General features: G+C 46.9%; 16 protein-coding genes. 6 read left to right on the forward strand and 10 right to left on the reverse strand.

Annotated features, from left to right (window positions below; translation table 11 throughout):
* Nucleotides 1-204 precede the first annotated feature (204 nt).
* Nucleotides 205-579: a DUF2500 domain-containing protein gene (locus tag AC787_RS13175; RefSeq protein WP_054027050.1), complete on the forward strand. Its 375-nt coding sequence runs from the start codon at nucleotides 205-207 to the stop codon at nucleotides 577-579.
* A gap of 61 nt (nucleotides 580-640) precedes the next feature.
* Here the strand turns inward: AC787_RS13175 and AC787_RS13180 are convergent, their stop codons facing one another.
* From AC787_RS13180 to AC787_RS13195, 4 genes are read right to left on the reverse strand one after another with little or no spacing between them, the layout of a single operon-like run.
* The gene (locus tag AC787_RS13180; protein ID WP_054025203.1) at nucleotides 641-1,315 is read right to left on the reverse strand and encodes a metallophosphoesterase; all 675 of its coding nucleotides are present in this window, start codon (nucleotides 1,313-1,315) and stop codon (nucleotides 641-643) included.
* A gap of 9 nt (nucleotides 1,316-1,324) precedes the next feature.
* Nucleotides 1,325-2,518, reverse strand: coding sequence for an ABC transporter ATP-binding protein (locus AC787_RS13185; protein WP_082360744.1), 1,194 nt, complete (start codon nucleotides 2,516-2,518; stop codon nucleotides 1,325-1,327).
* Nucleotides 2,515-4,197: an ABC transporter permease gene (locus AC787_RS13190; protein WP_054025204.1), complete on the reverse strand. Its 1,683-nt coding sequence runs from the start codon at nucleotides 4,195-4,197 to the stop codon at nucleotides 2,515-2,517. The genes AC787_RS13185 and AC787_RS13190 overlap by 4 nt, the downstream gene beginning before the upstream one ends.
* Before the next feature lie 3 nt (nucleotides 4,198-4,200).
* On the reverse strand, nucleotides 4,201-5,316 hold the full coding sequence (locus AC787_RS13195) for an extracellular solute-binding protein (RefSeq protein WP_054025205.1): 1,116 nt from the start codon (nucleotides 5,314-5,316) through the stop codon (nucleotides 4,201-4,203).
* Between the two features lie 171 nt (nucleotides 5,317-5,487).
* Between AC787_RS13195 and AC787_RS13200 the strand changes: the two genes are divergently transcribed.
* A complete protein-coding gene (locus tag AC787_RS13200) occupies nucleotides 5,488-6,390 on the forward strand; it encodes a LysR family transcriptional regulator (protein WP_054025206.1) in 903 nt (300 codons plus the stop codon).
* Nucleotides 6,391-6,425: 35 nt separating this feature from the next.
* Nucleotides 6,426-7,268 (forward strand): SDR family oxidoreductase, encoded by an 843-nt coding sequence (locus tag AC787_RS13205; protein WP_054027052.1) that lies wholly within the window; start codon nucleotides 6,426-6,428, stop codon nucleotides 7,266-7,268.
* Between the two features lie 885 nt (nucleotides 7,269-8,153).
* On the opposite strand, the gene AC787_RS13210 is transcribed toward AC787_RS13205, so the two are convergent.
* The 3 genes from AC787_RS13210 to AC787_RS13220 all read right to left on the reverse strand — a co-directional run bounded on the left by AC787_RS13210 (nucleotide 8,154) and on the right by AC787_RS13220 (nucleotide 12,184).
* Complete coding sequence (locus tag AC787_RS13210; protein ID WP_054025207.1) at nucleotides 8,154-8,939, reverse strand: IucA/IucC family C-terminal-domain containing protein; 786 nt, start codon at nucleotides 8,937-8,939, stop codon at nucleotides 8,154-8,156.
* A gap of 1 nt (nucleotide 8,940) precedes the next feature.
* Entirely contained in the window at nucleotides 8,941-10,905 is a 1,965-nt protein-coding gene (locus AC787_RS13215; RefSeq protein WP_235560975.1) for an AraC family transcriptional regulator, read from the reverse strand.
* A gap of 304 nt (nucleotides 10,906-11,209) precedes the next feature.
* Entirely contained in the window at nucleotides 11,210-12,184 is a 975-nt protein-coding gene (locus AC787_RS13220; RefSeq protein ID WP_054025209.1) for an aldo/keto reductase, read from the reverse strand.
* A gap of 257 nt (nucleotides 12,185-12,441) precedes the next feature.
* Between AC787_RS13220 and AC787_RS13230 the strand changes: the two genes are divergently transcribed.
* On the forward strand, nucleotides 12,442-15,786 hold the full coding sequence (locus AC787_RS13230; protein ID WP_054025211.1) for a DEAD/DEAH box helicase: 3,345 nt from the start codon (nucleotides 12,442-12,444) through the stop codon (nucleotides 15,784-15,786).
* Between the two features lie 348 nt (nucleotides 15,787-16,134).
* Entirely contained in the window at nucleotides 16,135-17,466 is a 1,332-nt protein-coding gene (locus AC787_RS13235) for an arsenic transporter (protein WP_054025212.1), read from the forward strand.
* Nucleotides 17,467-17,550: 84 nt separating this feature from the next.
* Here the strand turns inward: AC787_RS13235 and AC787_RS13240 are convergent, their stop codons facing one another.
* Nucleotides 17,551-18,108, reverse strand: coding sequence for an NUDIX hydrolase (locus AC787_RS13240; RefSeq protein WP_054025213.1), 558 nt, complete (start codon nucleotides 18,106-18,108; stop codon nucleotides 17,551-17,553).
* Nucleotides 18,109-18,269: 161 nt separating this feature from the next.
* Here AC787_RS13240 and AC787_RS13245 point away from each other — a divergent pair, with 161 nt between their 5' ends.
* On the forward strand, nucleotides 18,270-19,262 hold the full coding sequence (locus AC787_RS13245) for a lipoate--protein ligase (RefSeq protein WP_054025214.1): 993 nt from the start codon (nucleotides 18,270-18,272) through the stop codon (nucleotides 19,260-19,262).
* Between the two features lie 91 nt (nucleotides 19,263-19,353).
* Here the strand turns inward: AC787_RS13245 and AC787_RS13250 are convergent, their stop codons facing one another.
* Nucleotides 19,354-19,542: a hypothetical protein gene (locus AC787_RS13250; protein WP_054025215.1), complete on the reverse strand. Its 189-nt coding sequence runs from the start codon at nucleotides 19,540-19,542 to the stop codon at nucleotides 19,354-19,356.
* 70 nt (nucleotides 19,543-19,612) lie between these two features.
* A complete protein-coding gene (locus AC787_RS34095; protein WP_161807538.1) occupies nucleotides 19,613-19,756 on the reverse strand; it encodes a hypothetical protein in 144 nt (47 codons plus the stop codon).
* Nucleotides 19,757-19,944: the final 188 nt, after the last annotated feature.

The following is a 19,944-nucleotide window of genomic DNA, read 5'->3' on the forward strand; positions in this document are numbered from 1 at the left end:
CGTCACCACTCCTCTCTCCTTTTTTACTGCCAGACCTCTTTACTCTTCTCGTCTCTAATCAATACGCTGTTTAGCTTCTATTACACATCAGACTAGCTGAAAAAGCGTATAAATAGTAAAATTAATGGCATGAAAAGAAAAGATTGGATGTGATGGTCTTTGAATGGATTTGGATTCGGCCCCCCAGGCGGCGGCTTCGGAATCATGTTTACGATTGTTCCTATATTTATAGTCATCGTCTTCGCGCTCGTTATCGGCGGTATTATTTTTAGCGTTATTAAATATTTCAAAAATTCGAGTGCTCCGAAAGAAACAACTTACGCCCGCGTTGTAGCAAAGCGTATGGACGTTCGCCATCATACGAATCACCATAACCACGATGGGGCACTGCATACCAGCAACTCATCCCGTACGTATTATTACATTACGCTTGAATTCGATAATGGCGTTCGTAAAGAGTATGTAGACGTCAAAAACTTGTACGGTTTAGTTGTAGAGGGCGACACAGGATATGCGGCAGTCCAAGGGGATTGGATCGTTGCTTTTGAACGAAATAATAATGTAAACAGCTCTATCTAAGAAGAAAAATGAAAAAAGCGCATAACCCATTAATGCTTAAACGGGCAGCGCTTTTTTTATGTTAGATGGGGGTTTTTAGCTTCTCCAATCTGAAATCGCCGCAGCCGCTCTCTGGCGCGGTCGAGCACGAATAGCTTAATTGGCTGCTGACATCAAGCAGCGTTAAGCGACAGCCGTGCTTGGCTCCAGTATCAATGGCGAAACGCCGATTTCCTTGCCATATGGCTCCGGGGGAAGAAGCGTCCAGCTTAAAGGTTGGCGTATGGCCAAAAATAATGGTGTATGACTGAGCTTCGTCCGCCCCCGATAACGGCGCATAAATAAACTCGTCACGAATTTCCGTTAGATCCTTCGTTTTTTGCTCGTGCAGGGGGACGCCTGGCCGTATGCCTGCATGGACAAATAAATACTGGCCGTCTACCAGATATAATGGAAGCTCGCGCAGCCATTCCTTCGTTTCCGGGTGAAGCGCTCTGCTAGACTTAGCGGATGCGAGAAGCCGCAGCTCCTGATTTCCGAGCAATGCCCGTGCACCTTCGGTAATAAGCTGGTGAACCGTATCAAGCGTGCCCCATGTTGCGGGTCTATCGGCATCGATGTAGTCGCCCAGCAAAATAAGCCGATCATGGTGCGGGTTATAAGCTGCTTCTTTAAGCAAAAGCATAAGTTCTTCTTGATAACCGTGTATATCTGCAATAGCTAAAAGACGTGAGTCTGTTTTTGTTGGATTAAGCAAATGAATCGACTACCTTTCTTCCTCATTCGGGTAAATGAAAGCAGAGCGAATGGCAAGCTTTATCGTTACATGCTCGCCAGCCTCTAACGGGACAGCGAGTACCAGGTATACCTTCTGGCCGCAGCTCGTTTGTGCGACTGCGCGCCAGCGATTGCCCTCGAAGGTGCAGTGAAGCACTTGAAGCTGAATCGTATTGTCTATCCGCTCCTGTGGCGAAGCTAATGAAAGCTCAGCTGCGGCATCTCTTCGCTCGATGACCTCAGCTTCCTCAGGACGGAACATGACGATAGCTTGCGAATGGTCACTGAGGTTTTGCTGCTCTGGAGCGAGCAAGCCGTGGATTAACGATGAGCCGATTCGAACAGCGCTGCCGCTGTCTCCGTTTATGACCTCGCCGCGCAAGCCGTTAATCGCTCCAAGCAAGGAAGCCGCCCAGCGGCTGGCCGGACGCGTGAAGCATTGCTGCGGCGTGCCCATTTGATCAATTTGCCCGTTGCGCAAAATAAGCAGCCGATCGGCCATAGCGAAGGCTTCCTCCGGGTCATGCGTAACATGGAAGACGCTCATGCCTAATCGGCGGAATAAATACGCCATCTCGGTGCGCATTTCTACGCGCAGCCGCATATCGAGGTTGGAGAGCGGCTCATCGAGCAGCATCAGCTTTGGCCTAGTAGCAAGCGCCCTCGCAATAGCAACCCGCTGCTGCTGGCCGCCGGAGAGCTGCGGCGGCAGCCTGCGCTCAAACCCTTCAAGATGGAGCATAGTCAGCAGCTCCTGAACGCGCTGCTGAATGTCCGCCCTAGCCATCTTGCTTCTGTGCAGCCCATAAGCGATGTTATCGAAGACATTCATATGCGGCCACAGCGCATAGTCTTGAAAAACCATGTTAACCCCGCGCTTCTCGGGGGGCATCATGACGGACGAGGAGGCGATGATCTCATTGCCCAGCGTAAGCTGGCCGCCGTCTGGCTTCAATAAGCCGGCTACGAGCTGGAGCAGCGTCGATTTACCGCAGCCTGACGGTCCAAGTACACTAATAATCTCGCCTTCGCGCATGTCGAAAGAAATTCCTTTAAGCGCTTGAAACGATTCGTAGCTTTTGATTAAACCTACTGCTGCAAGCAGCGGTTTTGGAGCTGCTGGAGCAACGGGCTTAAGCTCATCTGTGAGGTGATGCCTTTGCTGAATCGCTGTCGATGTCATGTATTTGCCTCCTTGCGGCGGAGCATGAGCTCAATCGCCAAAATGATCATAATAACGATGGCTGATCCAACGACGGTTGCCGCTGAAGCATACCCAAAATCCAAATCCTCGAATGCCTTGTTAATTGTAACGGGCAGCGTGAGGAAGTTCGGCGGGAACAAGATCGAATTAACCGCTAAGTCAAACACGCTGGACCCAAATGCCGCGAGACCCGCAGAGAGCAAGGCGCCGCGTACTAAAGGGACAAGAATGAAGCGGACCCGGCTTCCGAGCGTATCGCCTTGCAGCTGCGCGGCAGTAAGCAGGCTAAGCGGCACTTTGGCCATTGCGCCTACCATCAATCTCGTAATGACGGGAATGGCGCCGGCGATTGCGGCAAGTACGAGAATCCAAGGCGTTCCGTACAGGAGCAAGCCGATCGATTCAAGCCATTTTTGATTCCAGACGAAAATATACCCGATGCCCAGCACGACGCCGGGAACGGCAAGCGTGACGACCGAGAACACTTCAATCGTCCGTTTGAATTTGAACTGCGAATAGGTTAGAACATAGGCGACGCAGAGCCCGAATAATAAACCGAGCAGTGCGGCGACGCCGGCGATCAGTAAGGAATGGGACAAACCTTTCAGCAGCGTGCTTGAGCTATGAAATAATTCGCGGTAATGATCAAAGGTGAGATTAGTTACCTTCAAACCGCCTGACTGGGTTTTAAATACGGACATCAGTACGTTTGCGCCTATCGGAATGCCGATGACTACGGCAAGAAATAACAAGTTTAATGTTGTAAGAAGCACAGCAAACTTGCCAGCCGGCTTCGGTACAGACCGCTGCGCCCGCGCTGATAAGAAATCAAAGCGTGAGCGGCGCATCGCATAAAATTGGACAAACATCGCAATGCCGATTAACAATACGAGATAAAAGGATAGGACACCTGCCATATCAAATCGAATGGGCGACGTATAGATTGCTGAGTAAATGGAGTAAGGCAGTGTCGGAAAACGATAGACGGCGGCAATCGATGCGGGAAGCCCGAAATCGCCGATTGTATCCATAAAGACAAGCGCAGCGCCAGCCCAAACGGCAGGCATGAGCAGAGGCGCTTGGATCGTACGCCATACCGTGAAACCAGATGCTCCGGATAGGCGAGCTGCGTGCGACAGCTGATCAACCTTCCACTCCATTGCTGCATGAACGCTCAAATAGGCGAATGGAAATTTGCTTAAAGTCATAATAAAAATGAGCCCCGCAGGCTGGAAAACAGCGCTTGTAACCCAGTGCCAGCCAAGCAGGTTAACGGCGATACCGCCTCCGGCAGCAAATAGCACCCAGCCCTGCGCTAAAATAAACGAAGGCGTAATAATGAGCAGCCAAACCGAGGCATCCAGCAGCTTGGCTGTTGGAAATGACCAGTTTGCGCGTATCGTTGCCAGTACGCCGCCGAGAAGCGTAGCGAGCACCGTAGTTCCAAGTCCGAGCACGACGGAATTTTCGAGCGATTTTTGCCATAAGGGACGCTTGAATATTTCGAGCAGCAGCGCAAGATCCCCGAGTTGCCAATTGCCGAAGAAAACCCCAGGCAGCAGCACCTGAATAATGACTGCCGCCAAGGGATATAAGACGAGAATGAATAAGATGATACTGACAAACCATCCTAACCGATCCTTCATAAAGGTTTGCATTGTTTACTTAACCGACTGATCAGCGAACCATTGCTTGATAGCTGCTTCATTCTCAGATGCCCAGGAAGCGTCGGCTGCAACGAGCTTCGCATCGGCTGCGCGATCTTGCTTTGCATTTACGCCGTTCACTGAAGGTTGGAAATAGCTCTCGTCGCCTTGATCGATTAAGGCTTGCTGTGTTTTTGGATCGAGCAAAAATTCGATAAATGCCTTAGCCGCATTCGGATTTTTGGTATCCTTCTGAATGGCAGCTACCCGAACGGAAGCAGGAGCGCCTTCTGCTGGCCAGATGATTTCAATGGGCTCATTATCGTTTTTCATCGCATAGGCATTGCTCTCTTGCAGCGCTGCGATGGAGATTTCACCTGAGGCGAGCGCTTTGACAACGTTTGGATTTTTGGGATATACGCGAAGCCCGTTGTCCATCAGCGAGCTGAAAAACGTTTGTCCGCCATCGATTGTCTTTTCATTAAAAAACCAAGAAACGAAAGGATAAGCAGGAGCTGCGATCGCTGGATCAGCCATACCGATCATGTTCTTATACTTCGCATCGGAGAACTCTTCCCATGATTTAGGCGCATCCTCCGCCTTCACTTTGTCCTTGTTGTACACAATAACTCCCGCAGCATGTGCGCCTGTAGGAACATACCATTGCTTCTCAGGCACAAAAGATTTGGCAAAGTCAGTCAGATTGGCGACGTTATCCGGCGACCAGCCTTCGAGCAGTTGACCGCTTGCGCCTAGTCCATAAATGGAAGGCATAGCATCCAGCCAAATGACATCCCAGTGCGGATTGCCTTTCTCTGCTTCAACGCGGGACATAATTTCTGCTCCGTTGCCTACGACAACCTCCAGCTTGTAGCCAGTAGCTTCCTCAAACAATGGAACGATCATGCTGTCAAAATCATTTAAGTAAACCGTAAGCGTTCCTTCATCCTCCGCCCTAGCTGTTTCTGTCGCTTGCGCTTCCTCGGTAGGAGCCGTCGTTTGTGTATTTCCGGCATTTGCTGCTGCCCCGTTATTCGTATTCCCTGCATTTCCGTTGCCGCATGCAGCGGTAAGTGTCATCAATCCAGCTAGCAAAACGGTTCCAAGCCAGCGTTTTCCATTCGTTTTCATCGTATCGATTTCCCTCCACTATCTGTTTTGCTTACCTCCTAACTTTAGCAACGGTTTGTCAGATGATTGTTAACGTATTGTCGAGATATTATGAAATATAATCGATAGATATTGATATACATATAGATTTAATCTATATTAATAGGCAAAAAGCTAGGGAGTGAGTAAGGGATGAACGTACAGCAGCTGCATGTGTTTATGGAGGTATGCAGCGGTCGAACACTCGCGGAAGCTGCAGATAAGCTGGGGCTTAAGCAGCCGACGATCAGCTTTCATCTCAAAAGGCTTGAGGAGGAGCTAGGCGTGGAGCTGTTTCGCAAGCACTCGCGCAGCCTTCAGCCAAGCGAAGCGGCTTTGGAGCTGCTGCCCTATGCGAAGCGAATTGTTTTCCTTATGGAAGAAGCTAGACTTGCCATGTTGGAGCGTCGCGAGCAGGGAGAAGGGCGCCTGCGGCTGGGAGCAAGCTACACGCCCGCAACCTATGTGATGCCGCCGCACTTTGCCGCCTACCGCAAGCTATATCCGAGTGTGAGCCTCATGCTGACCGTGAAGCAAGCAGCTTCCGTGCTTGCGATGCTGCGCAGCTATGAGATCGACGTAGGCATCGTCTCTCTTGGCGAATCGCTGGAAGAAGGGCTTATTATACAGCCGTTAGTCGCCGATGAGCTGAAGCTGCTGCTTGCGCCGGAGCATCCGTTAGCGAGCCAAACGCAAGTAGAAGTCGAGGAGCTTAGGCATGAAACGTTCCTGCTGCATGAAATCGGCTCAACCTCGCGCACCTTGTCGGATGAATGGGCAAGCGGGGCTGGCTTGCAGTGGGAAAGCGTCATGGAACTGGGTGCGATCGAAACGATCAAGGAAGCTTTAAAATGCAATATGGGTGTGGGCATTCTGCCGCGCCGAAGCGTCATTCGAGAAATCGATGCCGGCGAGCTGGTTATGCGCGATCTGCCTCAGTATGTAAACCGCAGGCATATTTGTTTGGCGTACCGCAATGAGGATCAGCTGTCTCCCCATGTCAGATCGTTTATTGAATTTGTACGGCATACCTTTCTTGCACATGGTAAGCTGTAAATAAGGAATATTCGGAGGTGGCTTGGATGAGGAATATGACAGGAAAGGTCGTAGCCGTAACTGGCGCTAATTCCGGCATGGGGCTTGCGACAACGGTAGAGCTTGCGAAGCAAGGCGCGCATGTGGTGATGATATGCCGCAGCAAGGAGCGAGGCGAGCAGGCAATTGAACAAGCACGCAACCAAAGCGGAAGCAACCATATTGACCTCATGACCTGCGATTTAGGCTCGTTTGCCAGCATTCGCAACTTCACAGCTGCATTTAAGCAGAAATATAGTCAGCTTGATGTGCTGATCAATAATGCAGGTGTTGTCTCTTTGAAGCGAGAGATGACATCGGATGGGTTTGAGTCGCAAATAGGGATCAACCATTTGGGTCATTTTTTGCTGACTAACGAGCTTCTTGACCTTATTAAAAGTGCCCCGCAAGGGAGAATTGTCAATGTATCGTCTGGTGCGCATAAGGCTGGAAGGATTCATTTTGACGATCCGAACTTGACGAAGGGCTATAATGTCGTAAAAGGTTATTCGCAATCGAAGCTGGCGAATATTTTATTCACGAATGAGCTGGCGAGACGTCTCGCAGGCACTAGAGTAACGGTTAACAGCGTTCATCCGGGGGCTGTAGCAACCAATATTGGCGTAGATCGCAAGAACGGCTTCGGAAAAACGGTGCATAAGCTGCTCAGGCCTTTTTTCAGAACACCGCTTGAAGGGGCAAAGACAGCTATTTATTTGGCGGCAAGCGATGAGGCGGCAAATCAGACCGGCCAATATTTTATCGACAGCAAGATCGTTCAAACAGCAAGCAAAGCGGGCAATCCTGAGCTGGCGGCCAAGCTTTGGGCATGGAGCGAGCAGCAGGTCGGGCTTACATAATACGTATTTAATTAGCAGCACTAGTCGAACGGCACATGAGATAAACTGAAAATCCATCAACACACTAAAGAGTAAAACGAGCTTATTTTAATATTACGTCTGAAAAATGCTCAGCATGGCACTTCCAGTTCATTGAGTCAGATGAGCGCACAGCTAAAAATTAACGGGAGCTTTCCCAGCTAAAATAACAATAGCAGGAAAAGCTCCTGCTATTTGTGGTGGAATCAACTCAAACTAGCAATTAACAGGATTTAATCCTGCTAATTCAACACAAAATCGCTAAAAAGCCGCCTAGCAGCAAAATTACATGGAGAATTTCCAGCTAATTAAGTCAGATGAGCGCACAACTAAAAATTAACGGGTGCTTTTCCAGCTAAAATAACAATAGCAGGAAAAGCTCCTGCTATTTGACGTGGAAGCAACCCAAAATAGCAATTAACAGGATTTAATCCTGCTAATTCAACACATAATCGCTAAAAAGGCGCTTAGCAGCAAAATTACATGGAGAAGTTCCAGCTAATTAAGTCAGATGAGCGCACAGCTAAAAATTAACGGGGACTTTCCCAGTTAAAATGACAATAGCAGGAAAAGCTCCTGCTATTTGTTGTGGAAGCAACCCCATATTGGGACAATCCATTTCCCTAGCGGACGTCGCCGAAGAGGTCCATTTAACTGCCATTACTTCGATTAAATGTTCATAGCTGTAACAGGCGAAACCTTTCTTGCCTATTTGACAAAAGTTCGGATGATTAAAGATTGTAAGCTGCTAAAATATCCCGAGCTTAAGCTCTATGACATCGGCCGTCAAATGGCATATGTGGAATCGAATTATTTTTCAAAAGCCTTATATATAAGAACGATTTAATAAAATGAGCAATCGTCCAGCTATTTATGGCATTCGAGAGGTTTCGGACAAGCTCTGCAATATTCAGCCGAAGACATCTCATAATAGAAGCAGCAGGTTTGGCGAATATCGGGCAGCTCGCTCATAGTGCCTATATTCGTTTTGCTCATAAACTTAGTAAACGGATTTCGGCGTTCTCCAAATATGCTCCCAGGTGCAGTCTGCGTAATAAACGTGAAATCTTCATGAAGTCGTTGTAAGATTGCCGGATTCGTTTCTTCCTCCAGTCCGTCTTCATAAATCGGAGCCATTCGAACCATCACATTCTCCCATAAGATCACTAGAGGAATTCCACCAAACAGAGATAAAGCATGAAATAATGGGGAAATATGCTCTGCAAAAAGTTGTCGTAATACATGATCCCGCCACTCTTTCCGCTTCCCAGCTACCGGTTCCGTAACGCTTGGTTCTTCAAAGCTCAGATTAGGAAACTTGGATTTAGTCACATTGAACTCGCTGTCGCTGGGTGAAACCAAGCGGCAATTGTCCAACTTCAAGAGCAGATTCTTGTCGTATACCGTCATCGCATACAGAACAGGAGCAACCACTAGAAAAGCATATCGCTTCGCCAGCATCGACGCTGTTACTCTTCTTGATGGCGAACCTATTTCGCTCGCTAGCGAATCCAGATAGGTTTCGCATAGCTCCTTATTCAATAAATTTCTTGAATAAATGAAGCGATCAGCGGAGTGAGTATTATTTTCATAAGAGAAGTGATATCTGCTTTTTAAATTACCCCACTCAGACTTTGAAAGCTTTGCTGACATGTTATGCCTTACCAAGGAAAATTTCAGCTACCCGGTCGACAATCATATTGATGGCAATCGGGCCATAATAGGCAATCCATATGTTTGAATCAACATCATAGACTTGATTGTTCTTCACAGCTTCAACATTTTTCCACGTTTCCGTCTTCTGGATTTCGTCCACTGCCGCCTTGAACATATCATCTTTTACGAGGAAATAATGATTAGCGCCAACTTCCGGGAAAGCTTCTAATGCAATTTCATAAGCCGTATCCTTTTCCTTCAAGACTGACTCTGGGGCATTCAAGCCTAAATCATTGTATAAAATAGCTCCTGTACGGTGGATTGGCGTATGTATACGTATCCCCTCATCACGTGGACGCATTAATGCAACAGTCTGATCTCCGAGCTTAGCCTTCAGTTCTACCTTCAGCTTCGCTGTTTTCACGTTATAGGCTTCCAAGACAGCCTTCGCTTCTTCAGATTTCCCGACAATTTTTCCAAAATTATCTAACGTGACACGCCAATCCTCATTAAAATCAAGCATGATCGTTGGAGCAATTTTGGACAAGCTCTCATACACTTCTTCTTGGAATTCAGTACAAATAATTAAATCGGGCTCCATGGCCATAATAGCTTCAAGATTGGGCTCATCCCTTGTACCAAGCAATTTAACATCCTTCAGCTTATCCATTAAATAAGCCGGGAAGTCTGTTTTATCTGCCGCAGCTTTTACGCTGCCTGCTGGCTGCTCTTCTAAAGTTACCAATTGATCCACAAATTTTGTATCAAGCACCGCAATTTTAAGTGGGCGCTGCTCCAGCGTTGTTTCGCCCTTCATATGTTTAATAACAACAGGATACGCCTGCTGCGCTGTTTGCGATACGTTTGTGTTTGTAGAAGCTACATTGGATTCAGCTCCAGTTGGACTAGCCCCTCCCGTATTGTTTCCCGTGCTATTGCCTGCCGAACATGCACTCAACAATAAAATTAAACTGAGCATCAAGCTAACCGCTAAAACCGACCTCTTACTCCTATTCATCCGTATAACTCCCCCGTCTAATTGTTGATAATGATTATCACAATCACTATCATACGAGAGAGCGTTATCTGCGACAATGGAATTTTGCGACATAGAGGATGAACTTATCCGACGGTACTTTCTGAAGTAAAGAGGAGAAACGCCAAAATGCTTCTTAAAGGCTCGGCTAAAATAATAACTATCACCATAACCTACTGATTCTGCAATGGCTTTAAGCGGCATATTCGTATTCAATAGCATAGTTTGCGCATGATCCATCCGAACCTGAATGAGATACTCCAATGGCCCAATCCGAAGCTGCGCTTTAAATAATCGCTGTAGCTTTCTCTCGTTGCAATGAAGGGTACTCGCCAATTCTTGAAGACTAATGGTCTCAGCATAACGTTCCTCCATGAAGCGAATCGTTTGGCTGACGTAATCCGGCTGAGCCTTAGCAGTACCCTCAGTGGCATGGAGCTGCTTCATAAGATCGTAAACCAATTGGTGAAACAACGCTCTCACATGAAATCTTTCCAATTGAATATCGAGCATCCAGTGCGAATACATTTGCTCGATTCTCGTTAGGAGACCTAGCGGATATGCAGGGGCAAAACCATATTGCATTTGAAAAGGATTATTGTCTCTATATTCATTTAACAGTTCTTTACGAGCTGGTAAAACGAGAACTGCTTTGTAAAAAATAAAATAATAATCGAGTTTTTCATCAACTTGCACAATGTCAATCGTAGCGCCTTTTCCGGCATGGCACACATAAAAACGATTCACCACATGCTCCATTCCGTCGATGAGAATTTTTGCATCACCAGCAGCAGCGAATAGGAAGGCACTGGCTGGCAATCGGAACCCTTGCAGGCTCTCACTCGATCGCAAAATAGACCGACGAACATCAAGCACCCTTATAGCAGCATGATTCCATAATGGTATATGTTCCTGTAACGTCATCATGTTCACCTTCCATGTCTATTTACAATTTTCACCTCTCTTATTATATTAATAATCATTCTCATTATCAAAACATTCCTGAAATATCGATGATAGATTACGCATGCTGGTTGCTTCAGGAAAGAGAATTCAAGCCTTCAAAGAGTTTAGAAAAAAAAGCGGTGTCAGCCTCAAAGATGCCAAGGACTACGTAGATGACTTAGAGCGGAATCAATTACAATAAAAAGGATGGTATACAAAAAAGCACCCATACGCTGTGCACCTTTTTTCAAAGTGTCCAGTATATGGGTACCCGTTGAATCCGTCTCTACGGCAAGCGATACCACGCAAAAGGTTCTCCATATCGGAACGGGCGGCTAATCTTCTGCAGCTCCTCTTCTGTATCTGCGGTTAGCTGCAACGATGCACTCTTCATGTTCTCTTTGAGCTGCTCTACTTTTGTCGCACCCACGATCACCGTAGATACGACAGGCTGATGCATAAGCCATGAGAGCGATAATACGCTTGGCGTGCAGTCCAATTGAGCTGCTAGCTTGGCTACATTTTCGCCCAGTGCAATGGTTTTATTATCGATAAATCTCTGGAAATTCGGGTCTGTCTGAGCGCGAGAACCCTTTGGTGCTCGCTGCGCTATGCTGTATTTCCCTGACAAAATCCCGCCCGCCAACGGGAAATACGGGATGATGCCCACACCTTGGTCTAGACACATCGGGACTAGCTCATTTTCCGGCGTTCGATCCGCTAAGGAGTAGCTAACTTGAGTGGACACGAAGCGGTTTATTCCCAGTCGATCACTGATCCCAAGCGCCTTCATCAGCTCCCACGCAAAGTAATTGGAAGCACCGATGTAACGCACCTTTCCAGAGCGCACCATATCCTCTAGCGTTCGCAGCGTTTCCTCAAGTGGTGTTTCAGGATCGAAAGTATGAATTTGATAAAGATCGATATAGTCGGTTTTCAGACGTTTCAAGCTGTTTTCCAGCTCTGTCTGCAAATGATATCTGGACGAGCCTCGCTCATTTACGCCTGCTCCTCGGACCAACCCTGCTTTTGTAGCTAAGACGACGTTTTGGCGCTGCCCTTCCAACACCTGACCAATTATTTTTTCGGACTCGGTTGCTGCATAAATATTAGCTGTATCGATAAAGTTGATCCCATTGTCTATCGCGCAATGAATGATTTGTTTAGAAGCCTCATAATCCGCGCGTTTGCCAAAGGCGTTGGTGCCTAAGCCGAGCGCGGATACTTTGAGACCGCTATTGCCAAGACGACGGTAATCCATAATGTCCAGCTCCTTTTCCCATGATTAAAATTAGCTTCTATCCATACATTATACCGTTGTTCTCATTCCATTTCAGTATGGGCTGACCGGAACACTTCATAATCAAAATTTGCTCGAACCCTGCTTCATGTGAAGCTTCTATTGCAGAAACTTCAATGCCAACATTTTGAATTGTGACCTGTTGTACATATTCTGATATGATAAGAATTAACTTATATATCGGAACAGGCGTTCCACTAGCGGAAAGGAACCATATCATGAGCAAACAGTTGTCCCATCGAGTCATTAAGCTACTATGCGGCGATACCTTCTATGAACGTGGGGAAGCCTACTATAAAGATGGTAAAGTAACGCTTGCGGACCAAGGCCCGAAGGCAAGCAGCTTTACTGCCATCGTACTGGGAAACAAGCGCTATGAGGTCACGATCAATATTGACCTGGACGGAGACGTCGAAGCGGAATGCTCCTGTCTTGCTTTTAGCACCTATGATAAATATTGCCAGCATGTGGCTGCTGTTTTGCTGCAAATTCATCATTTGCGGAGTGAGCAAGATACACCTGCCCGTATTTACCCCTCACTCCTTCATCCTGAGGATAGACCTTTCGATGACGATGACTTGGATAACGAGGTGGGTACAGCACATCTCCAAAATCGGTATGCGAAGCATGCAGGGTTAGAAAAGGCAGATACTCGCCTTGCTAACGGCATGTTAGGCTTATTCAGCAACCGTCCGCTGCGCACAAGCCGCAGTCGGTCGCTTTTGGACATGCGTACTCCTCTTGAAGTGGAGATTACTTGCAAGCTTTTCCCCTACGGCTACCGAAAGCATATGTTCGGCATAGAGCTCAAGGTCGGTCCAAAACGTTTATATATCGTGCAGCAAATACGAGATTTTCTTGATAAGGTCGATCGGCGGGAGCCTTATGTCTTCTCGAAACATTTTACATATGATCCAGCCCTTCATAGCTTTCAGCAAGAGAACGATGCGCTACTTGCAAGGCTTATTCATATCTATCGAAATGAAAAGATATTTCGTGAATCACTGACCCGCTCATTTCTAAGAGAGGCTCCGGCAAGCGGTGACCGTATGCTGCTCGTGCCTCCCTCCTCTTGGGATAAGACGCTTCCTCTGCTAACGGCTGCGCCAACAGCACAGCTCCTTTATAACAATCTTACGTTTGATGGTATTGGTCTGAGCGACGAAGCGATCCCGCTGCATTTTGCGTTTGATCAAGCGACAAGCGAGGGCTATCAATTAGATATTCAAGGACTCGATCAGATCGTCATTATGGAGGATTATGAGCTGGTCATTGCAAATGGGAAACTGTTACGACTGAAGCCGGATTCTTGCAAACAACTCATGGAGATGAAGCTGCTGCTCGACACCTCTCGCAAGCCAAAAATTCATATTGCACCTGAGCAAATGGAGCCTTTTATGGAAAGGGTGATACCGGGGTTAATGAAGCTGGGCAGCGTTGGCATTGCAGAGTCGATATCCGACCGCGTTCTGCAAACGCAGCTTAAAGCGAAGCTTTTCTTGGATCGCGTAAGAGATCGACTGGTCGCTGGACTTGAGTTCCAATATGGCGACATCATTATTAACCCGTTAGAGGGAAGCGAGAAATCACGCGGTTCCGATCGCATTCTCATGCGAGACGGAGAACAGGAGCGGCTCATTCTTGAGCTGATGGATCTGGTTCCTTTTGCCAAAACCGAAGGCGGTTATTTCATGGAGGACGAGGATTCGGAATTCGAATTTCTCCACAACGTCATCCCGCAGCTTGAGAAGCTGCTAACCGTGTATGCTACCTCCGCCGTTAAGGTGCGAATTGTGACGAAGCATGCAGCGCCAAAGGTAACCATTAATGTAGATGAGCGTACCGATTGGCTGGAATTCAAATTCGATATGGACGGCATTCCTGAATCAGAAATTCGTAACCTGTTAAAGTCGCTTGAAGTACAGCGCAAATATCATCGTTTGCCAAACGGCTCTTTATTACCGCTGGATGGCGCGGAGTTTCAAGAAATCATACATTTCTTAAATGATGTCGGCCTACGCCAAAGCGATGTTCAGGGATCTGAATTCCGCATACCTACAGCCCGCGGCCTGCATCTCATTGGCTCGCATGAGAATGGGAATGCGGTAAGGCTCGGCAAATCATTCCGCCGGTTATTAGAAAACATGCGAAACCCTGACAATTTGGATTTCCCTTTACCTGACAAACTCGTGCCGGTGCTCCGGGATTATCAGCAGTACGGCTATCAATGGATGAAAACTCTTGCTCATTACCATTTCGGGGGTATTCTTGCCGATGATATGGGACTTGGCAAAACGGTGCAAGGAATTGCGTTTATCGTATCGGTGCTTCCAGAGATTCGGAGGCGAGAGCAGCCGGCATTAATCGTTGCTCCTGCTTCACTCGTATACAATTGGCTGAATGAGCTGAAGAAATTTGCCCCCGAAGTTCGCGTCGTTATTGCTGACGGCAGCAAGTCAGAACGCAGCGGCGTGCTGACAGGGGATGCACCCGTAGATGTGATTATTACTTCCTATCCGCTGCTGCGAAGAGATATTGCGGAGTATTTGAAGCAAAGCTTCCATACACTTATTTTGGATGAGGCCCAATATTTCAAAAATCATACGACTCAAACCGCTCAAGCTGTCAAAGCTGTTGATGCCAGTTATCGTTTCGCTTTGACAGGTACGCCCGTTGAAAACTCATTAGAGGAGTTATGGTCCATTTTTGGAGCCGTGTTCCCTGCGTTATTTCCTAGCAAACAAGCTTTCAATGAGCTTTCGCGGGAAGCTGTCGCCAAGCGGGTTCGTCCGTTTCTACTGCGCAGGCTGAAGAGTGATGTACTGAAGGAGCTGCCTGACAAAATCGAATCGATTCAAGCATCGGAGCTGCTGCCTGAGCAGAAACAGCTGTATGTAGGTTTCCTTGCTAAGCTGCAACAGGAGACGGTGAAACATTTGAACGAGGAAAGCTTCCAAAAAAACCGAATTCGAATTTTAGCTGGAATAACACGGCTTCGTCAGCTCTGCTGCCATCCTGCCTTATTCGTAGAAGACTACCGGGGAAGCTCCGCCAAATTCGAGCAGCTTCTCGAAATTATCGATGAATGCCAGGCCGCAGGCAAGCGACTGCTCATCTTCTCGCAATTTACCGAAATGCTCGGACTAATCGGACGGGAGCTGGGTTACCGAGGCATCACTCATTTTTATTTGGACGGACAAACGAAAGCCTCTGAACGCGTCGAGCTCTGTAATCGATTCAATGATGGCGAGCGTGACCTCTTCCTGCTCTCATTAAAAGCCGGAGGCACTGGACTAAACCTGACGGGTGCCGACACCGTTATTCTCTATGATCTTTGGTGGAATCCCGCTGTCGAGCAGCAAGCAGCTGATCGCGCGCATCGCATTGGGCAGAAAAACGTCGTACAGGTTATCCGCCTCGTAACGCAAGGGACGGTCGAGGATAAAATGTATGAGCTTCAGCAAAAGAAAAAAAATCTGATCGACGAGGTCATCCAGCCTGGGCAGGAGGCATTGTCCTCTCTATCGGAAAAAGATATTCGTGAAATTCTAATGATAGAATGATGGGAATGAAGATTCCCGGGTACAACTTAATTTAGACTAAAAACCTCCAAACGACTAACGTTAGGAGGTTTTTTTTTGGGCTTTTGTCTTTGGAAGCTATCTATCATTATGGGATAAACATCATCAATTGATACTAGCAGATTTTAATAGAGATAGGGATATTGACCAGTACGAACACTCTATCATGTACGTATACTTACAGTACATAGATACTAAATCATGAAGAGAAAGGAGGATTTTTCACCTCTGCTAGAATGCTAGTTTACAAAATAGCCTAAGGCTCAATCAAGAAAAGGAGTGCTGCTGTATAAAGCAAAAAAGGGTTCAAAACTGAAAAGAGGTAAAAGCATGAATGATTTAATGATCATTATGACCATTTCCGCATTCCTTCTAACTATCAGCTTCATCTTCTGGCGACCACATGTCAATGAAGCGATACCCGCAACGATCGGCGCCGCAGTCGTTCTCCTAAGTGGAAGCGTCTCACTTTCCGATCTCGGCCAAATAACCGAAACGATAAGCGGAGCCGCAGTTACCATCATTGCTACAATCGTCATGGCAATCGTATTAGAAAGCTTCGGTTTCTTCTACTGGGCAGCCGAGCTGCTCACCAGAAAAGCACGCGGCTCCGGCATTCGCTTATTTTGGCTCACCAACTTATTTTGCTTTCTCATGACGCTTTTCGTAAACAATGATGGAAGCATCTTAATTACAACTCCTATACTGCTGCTCTTGCTGCAAAATATGGGACTGAAAAATCATCAAAAAATACCTTATCTCTTATCTGGCGCATTAATTGCAACGGCATCTAGTGCCCCTATCGGCGTAAGCAACATCGTCAATTTAATAGCATTAAAAATCGTCCATATGGATCTCTACATGCATTCCGCAATGATGTTCGTTCCAGCTTCGCTCGGGCTTGTCCTCTTGTCGCTCCTGCTGTTTGCCGTTTTCTATCGCACGCTTCCCAAAACACTCCCGCCAGCTTCCAGGTGGAATCTCATGCCCGGAAGTCATCCATTAAAGCAAACCTTGCCACAAGAGAACCGCAATCGCTTCATGCGCAATATTCTTATTTTTGTATTCTGCGTCCGAGTCAGCCTCTTTGTCGCATCCTATATCCACTTCCCCGTCTCTGCAATGGCCGTTATCGGCTCAGCGCTTCTGCTTGGATGGCGTTGGTTCTACTTGAAAATTTCTCCGGCGGACATGCTCAAAAAAACGCCATGGTATATTCTCGTATTCGCCTTCAGCATGTATGTTATCATTTATGGCCTTAACAACATCGGTTTAACGGATTGGCTCATCCATCTGATGCAGCCTCTCGTCTCAGGAAGCCTGCTTCACGCCAGCGTCCTTATGGGCGGACTTTTAAGCGTATTATCCAACTTATTCAACAACCATCCTGCCCTCATGGTTGGTACGATTACGCTAATGAATATGGGCCTTGATCCATTGACGTTGAAAATCGCATATTTGGCAAGTGTCATTGGCAGTGACATCGGTTCGCTCCTATTGCCAATTGGTACACTGGCCACACTTATGTGGATGCACATCGTGCGCAAAGGCGGGGTTCATATCAGCTGGGGCCAATATTTTAAGGTAACCTCAATCGTCATTCCGATTACAGTTATTGTTACACTGATTCTATTAACGTATTGGGTATATTGGGTGTTCTAATTAGAAAAGAAAGAGACCTTCCGCTAGGGAAGGTCTCTACTATAAATAACGAGATAAACATTTAATCTGGGTATGAACAGTCTTTTATACTCGAAATAATCCATAACCGCTTAATGGAACGACTGGCGACATATCTATGCTAAGCCCCTGCGACTGTCCATGGAATGCAACATCGACTAGCCACTGCGTAAAGCTGGCAACATCCATCGTCTCCAGCTCCTGCAAGGTGAAGAAACCAGCAGCGTCAACCTCCACATTATCCGGAGTAGGCTCTCCGCTCACATATTCCATCTCAAATGCGACGTACAGATTATGTATGCTTCTCGGCTGATCACGCAGTGCTACGACATTCTTGACGATAGCTTGCACGCCGCACTCCTCCATAACCTCTCGCTCAATCGTGTCCTGAATGGCTTCTAGCTGCTCGATATATCCGCCAGGATTTGTCCATTTTCCTTTTCCAGGCTCTTGAGCTCGGCGAACGAGCAAAATTTTCTCATCCTTAACGACCAGCGCTCCGACACCAATGCTGTAATTTCCCCAATGAACAAAGCTGCAGCTTGTACAAGCTCGCCTCATCGTCCCGTCAACGTCACGGGTTTCGAGCTCATGACCGCATGACATACAAAATTTCGCTTCCATTTGCTTCACCTCTGCATCAAGCTTTTTTTCTCATTTGATTATACGAATTATTTCAGCTTATGCATAGTTTGTATCCATTAAGTACAAACCTTTAATTTGAAAAAGAACAGGACGTACAGGTATAATGCCTTTATGAGCTACAGCATAGGAGGACAACTATCATGCGTTTTGTAAGCAATAATGGCATCACCGACCCAACGCTTAATTTGGCATTAGAGGAATATATACTGCGTTCATTGCCTGACAACGATGACTACCTACTTTTCTACATAAATGAGCCATCCATCATCATTGGCAAAAACCAAAATACCGTTGAAGAAATCAATGCAGATTACGTCGAAAGCAGTGGACTTCATGTCGTCCGCAGGCTCTCCGGAGGCGGGGCAGTCTATCATGATCTCGGCAACTTAAATTTCAGCTTCATCATGAAGGATGACGGTAAGTCCTTCCATAACTTCAAGAAGTTCACGGAGCCCGTTATACGTGCGCTTCAAGAGCTTGGCGTAGACGCAGAAATGACAGGCCGCAATGACCTTCAGGTTGGTGAGCGGAAAATATCCGGCAATGCGCAATTCTCGACGAAGGGTAAAATGTTCAGCCACGGAACGCTGCTGTTTGATTCTGAAATCGAAAATGTAGTATCTGCACTTAAAACGAATGCCGAGAAATATGTATCGAAATCAACCAAATCCATCCGCAGCCGCGTCGCGAATATTACAGAGTTTTTGAAGGAACCGATGACGATAGAGCAGTTTCGGCAAATGCTGCTTCAGTCCATCTTCGAGCAATCCGCCGAGATTCCGTTCTATGAGTTATCTGATCAGGACTGGGAAAATGTGCACAAGCTGGCGGACGAGCGATACCGCAGCTGGGAATGGAACTATGGCCGTTCTCCATCCTTCAATGTGCAGCAGAAGAAGCGAATTGAGGGAGTCGGGACCTTTGATGTTCGTCTTCAGGTTGAAGAAGGACTTATTGTGAACGCTGCTATTTACGGTGACTTTTTCGGCCGCGGTGACAGTAACGAGGTTGCTCATCAGTTGATTGGCACTCGTTATGAAACCTCAGCTCTGAAATTGCTCATAGCTGAAATCGACCTTCCCTTTTATTTTGGTCCTGTAACGAAGGAACAATGGCTTGAGTTGATATTGTAAGCTGCATGCGAACAGCCCCTTGCGTAATGCTAGGGGCTGTTTACGTATGAACAGAACGAGAGGTTACGTTCACCCTTTATCCCTGCTCTCTTTATCTATTGAAGCGTCTATGAAGCTTATTTATTGCTGCTGACATTTTATTCCTTTCCTTCCCCTTGCTCTCCAAGCTTTCCTGATCTGCTCTCTCAAGCGCCAGCAGGACTAAACCATAACCAACTGCTGAAAGCGATGCTGCAACCTTAGCAAGCTCTTCAGACTTAATCTCTTTATTATCAGCCATCATTTTCTCCTTTATATTTTAATTTTCGAGTAACTTTTATGTGATAAGCTGAATCATCATGGTCAAAGGGTTAAAGCTCTTCCTTTTCCGATTTTGCTTTTATGACGGCAAACAATCCAAATAAATCGCCAATGACTAATATAACTGCAGCCCATATAGCAAGATCATCAGCCGATAATTCGGTCGTCTCCGGTTTTGTTGTTGTTTTTGGCATTCGGATTAAGCTCCTTGATTTCATGTGATGATAACAGCCTATGCTAAGGAGCTGATTTGGGTTTGGGCGTATGCCGCTGTGTCCAGAAATAAAATGGACTACAGCAAGAAACCCCGAGCGATTCGCTCGGGGTTTGCCAGAGGATATCCGCAAATGGTACAGTGTGCTGCTTATCAACAAGCCATAAA

Origin of the sequence: Bacillus sp. FJAT-28004, assembly GCF_001280845.1 — a bacterium.
GTDB lineage: Bacteria > Bacillota > Bacilli > Paenibacillales > Paenibacillaceae > Pristimantibacillus.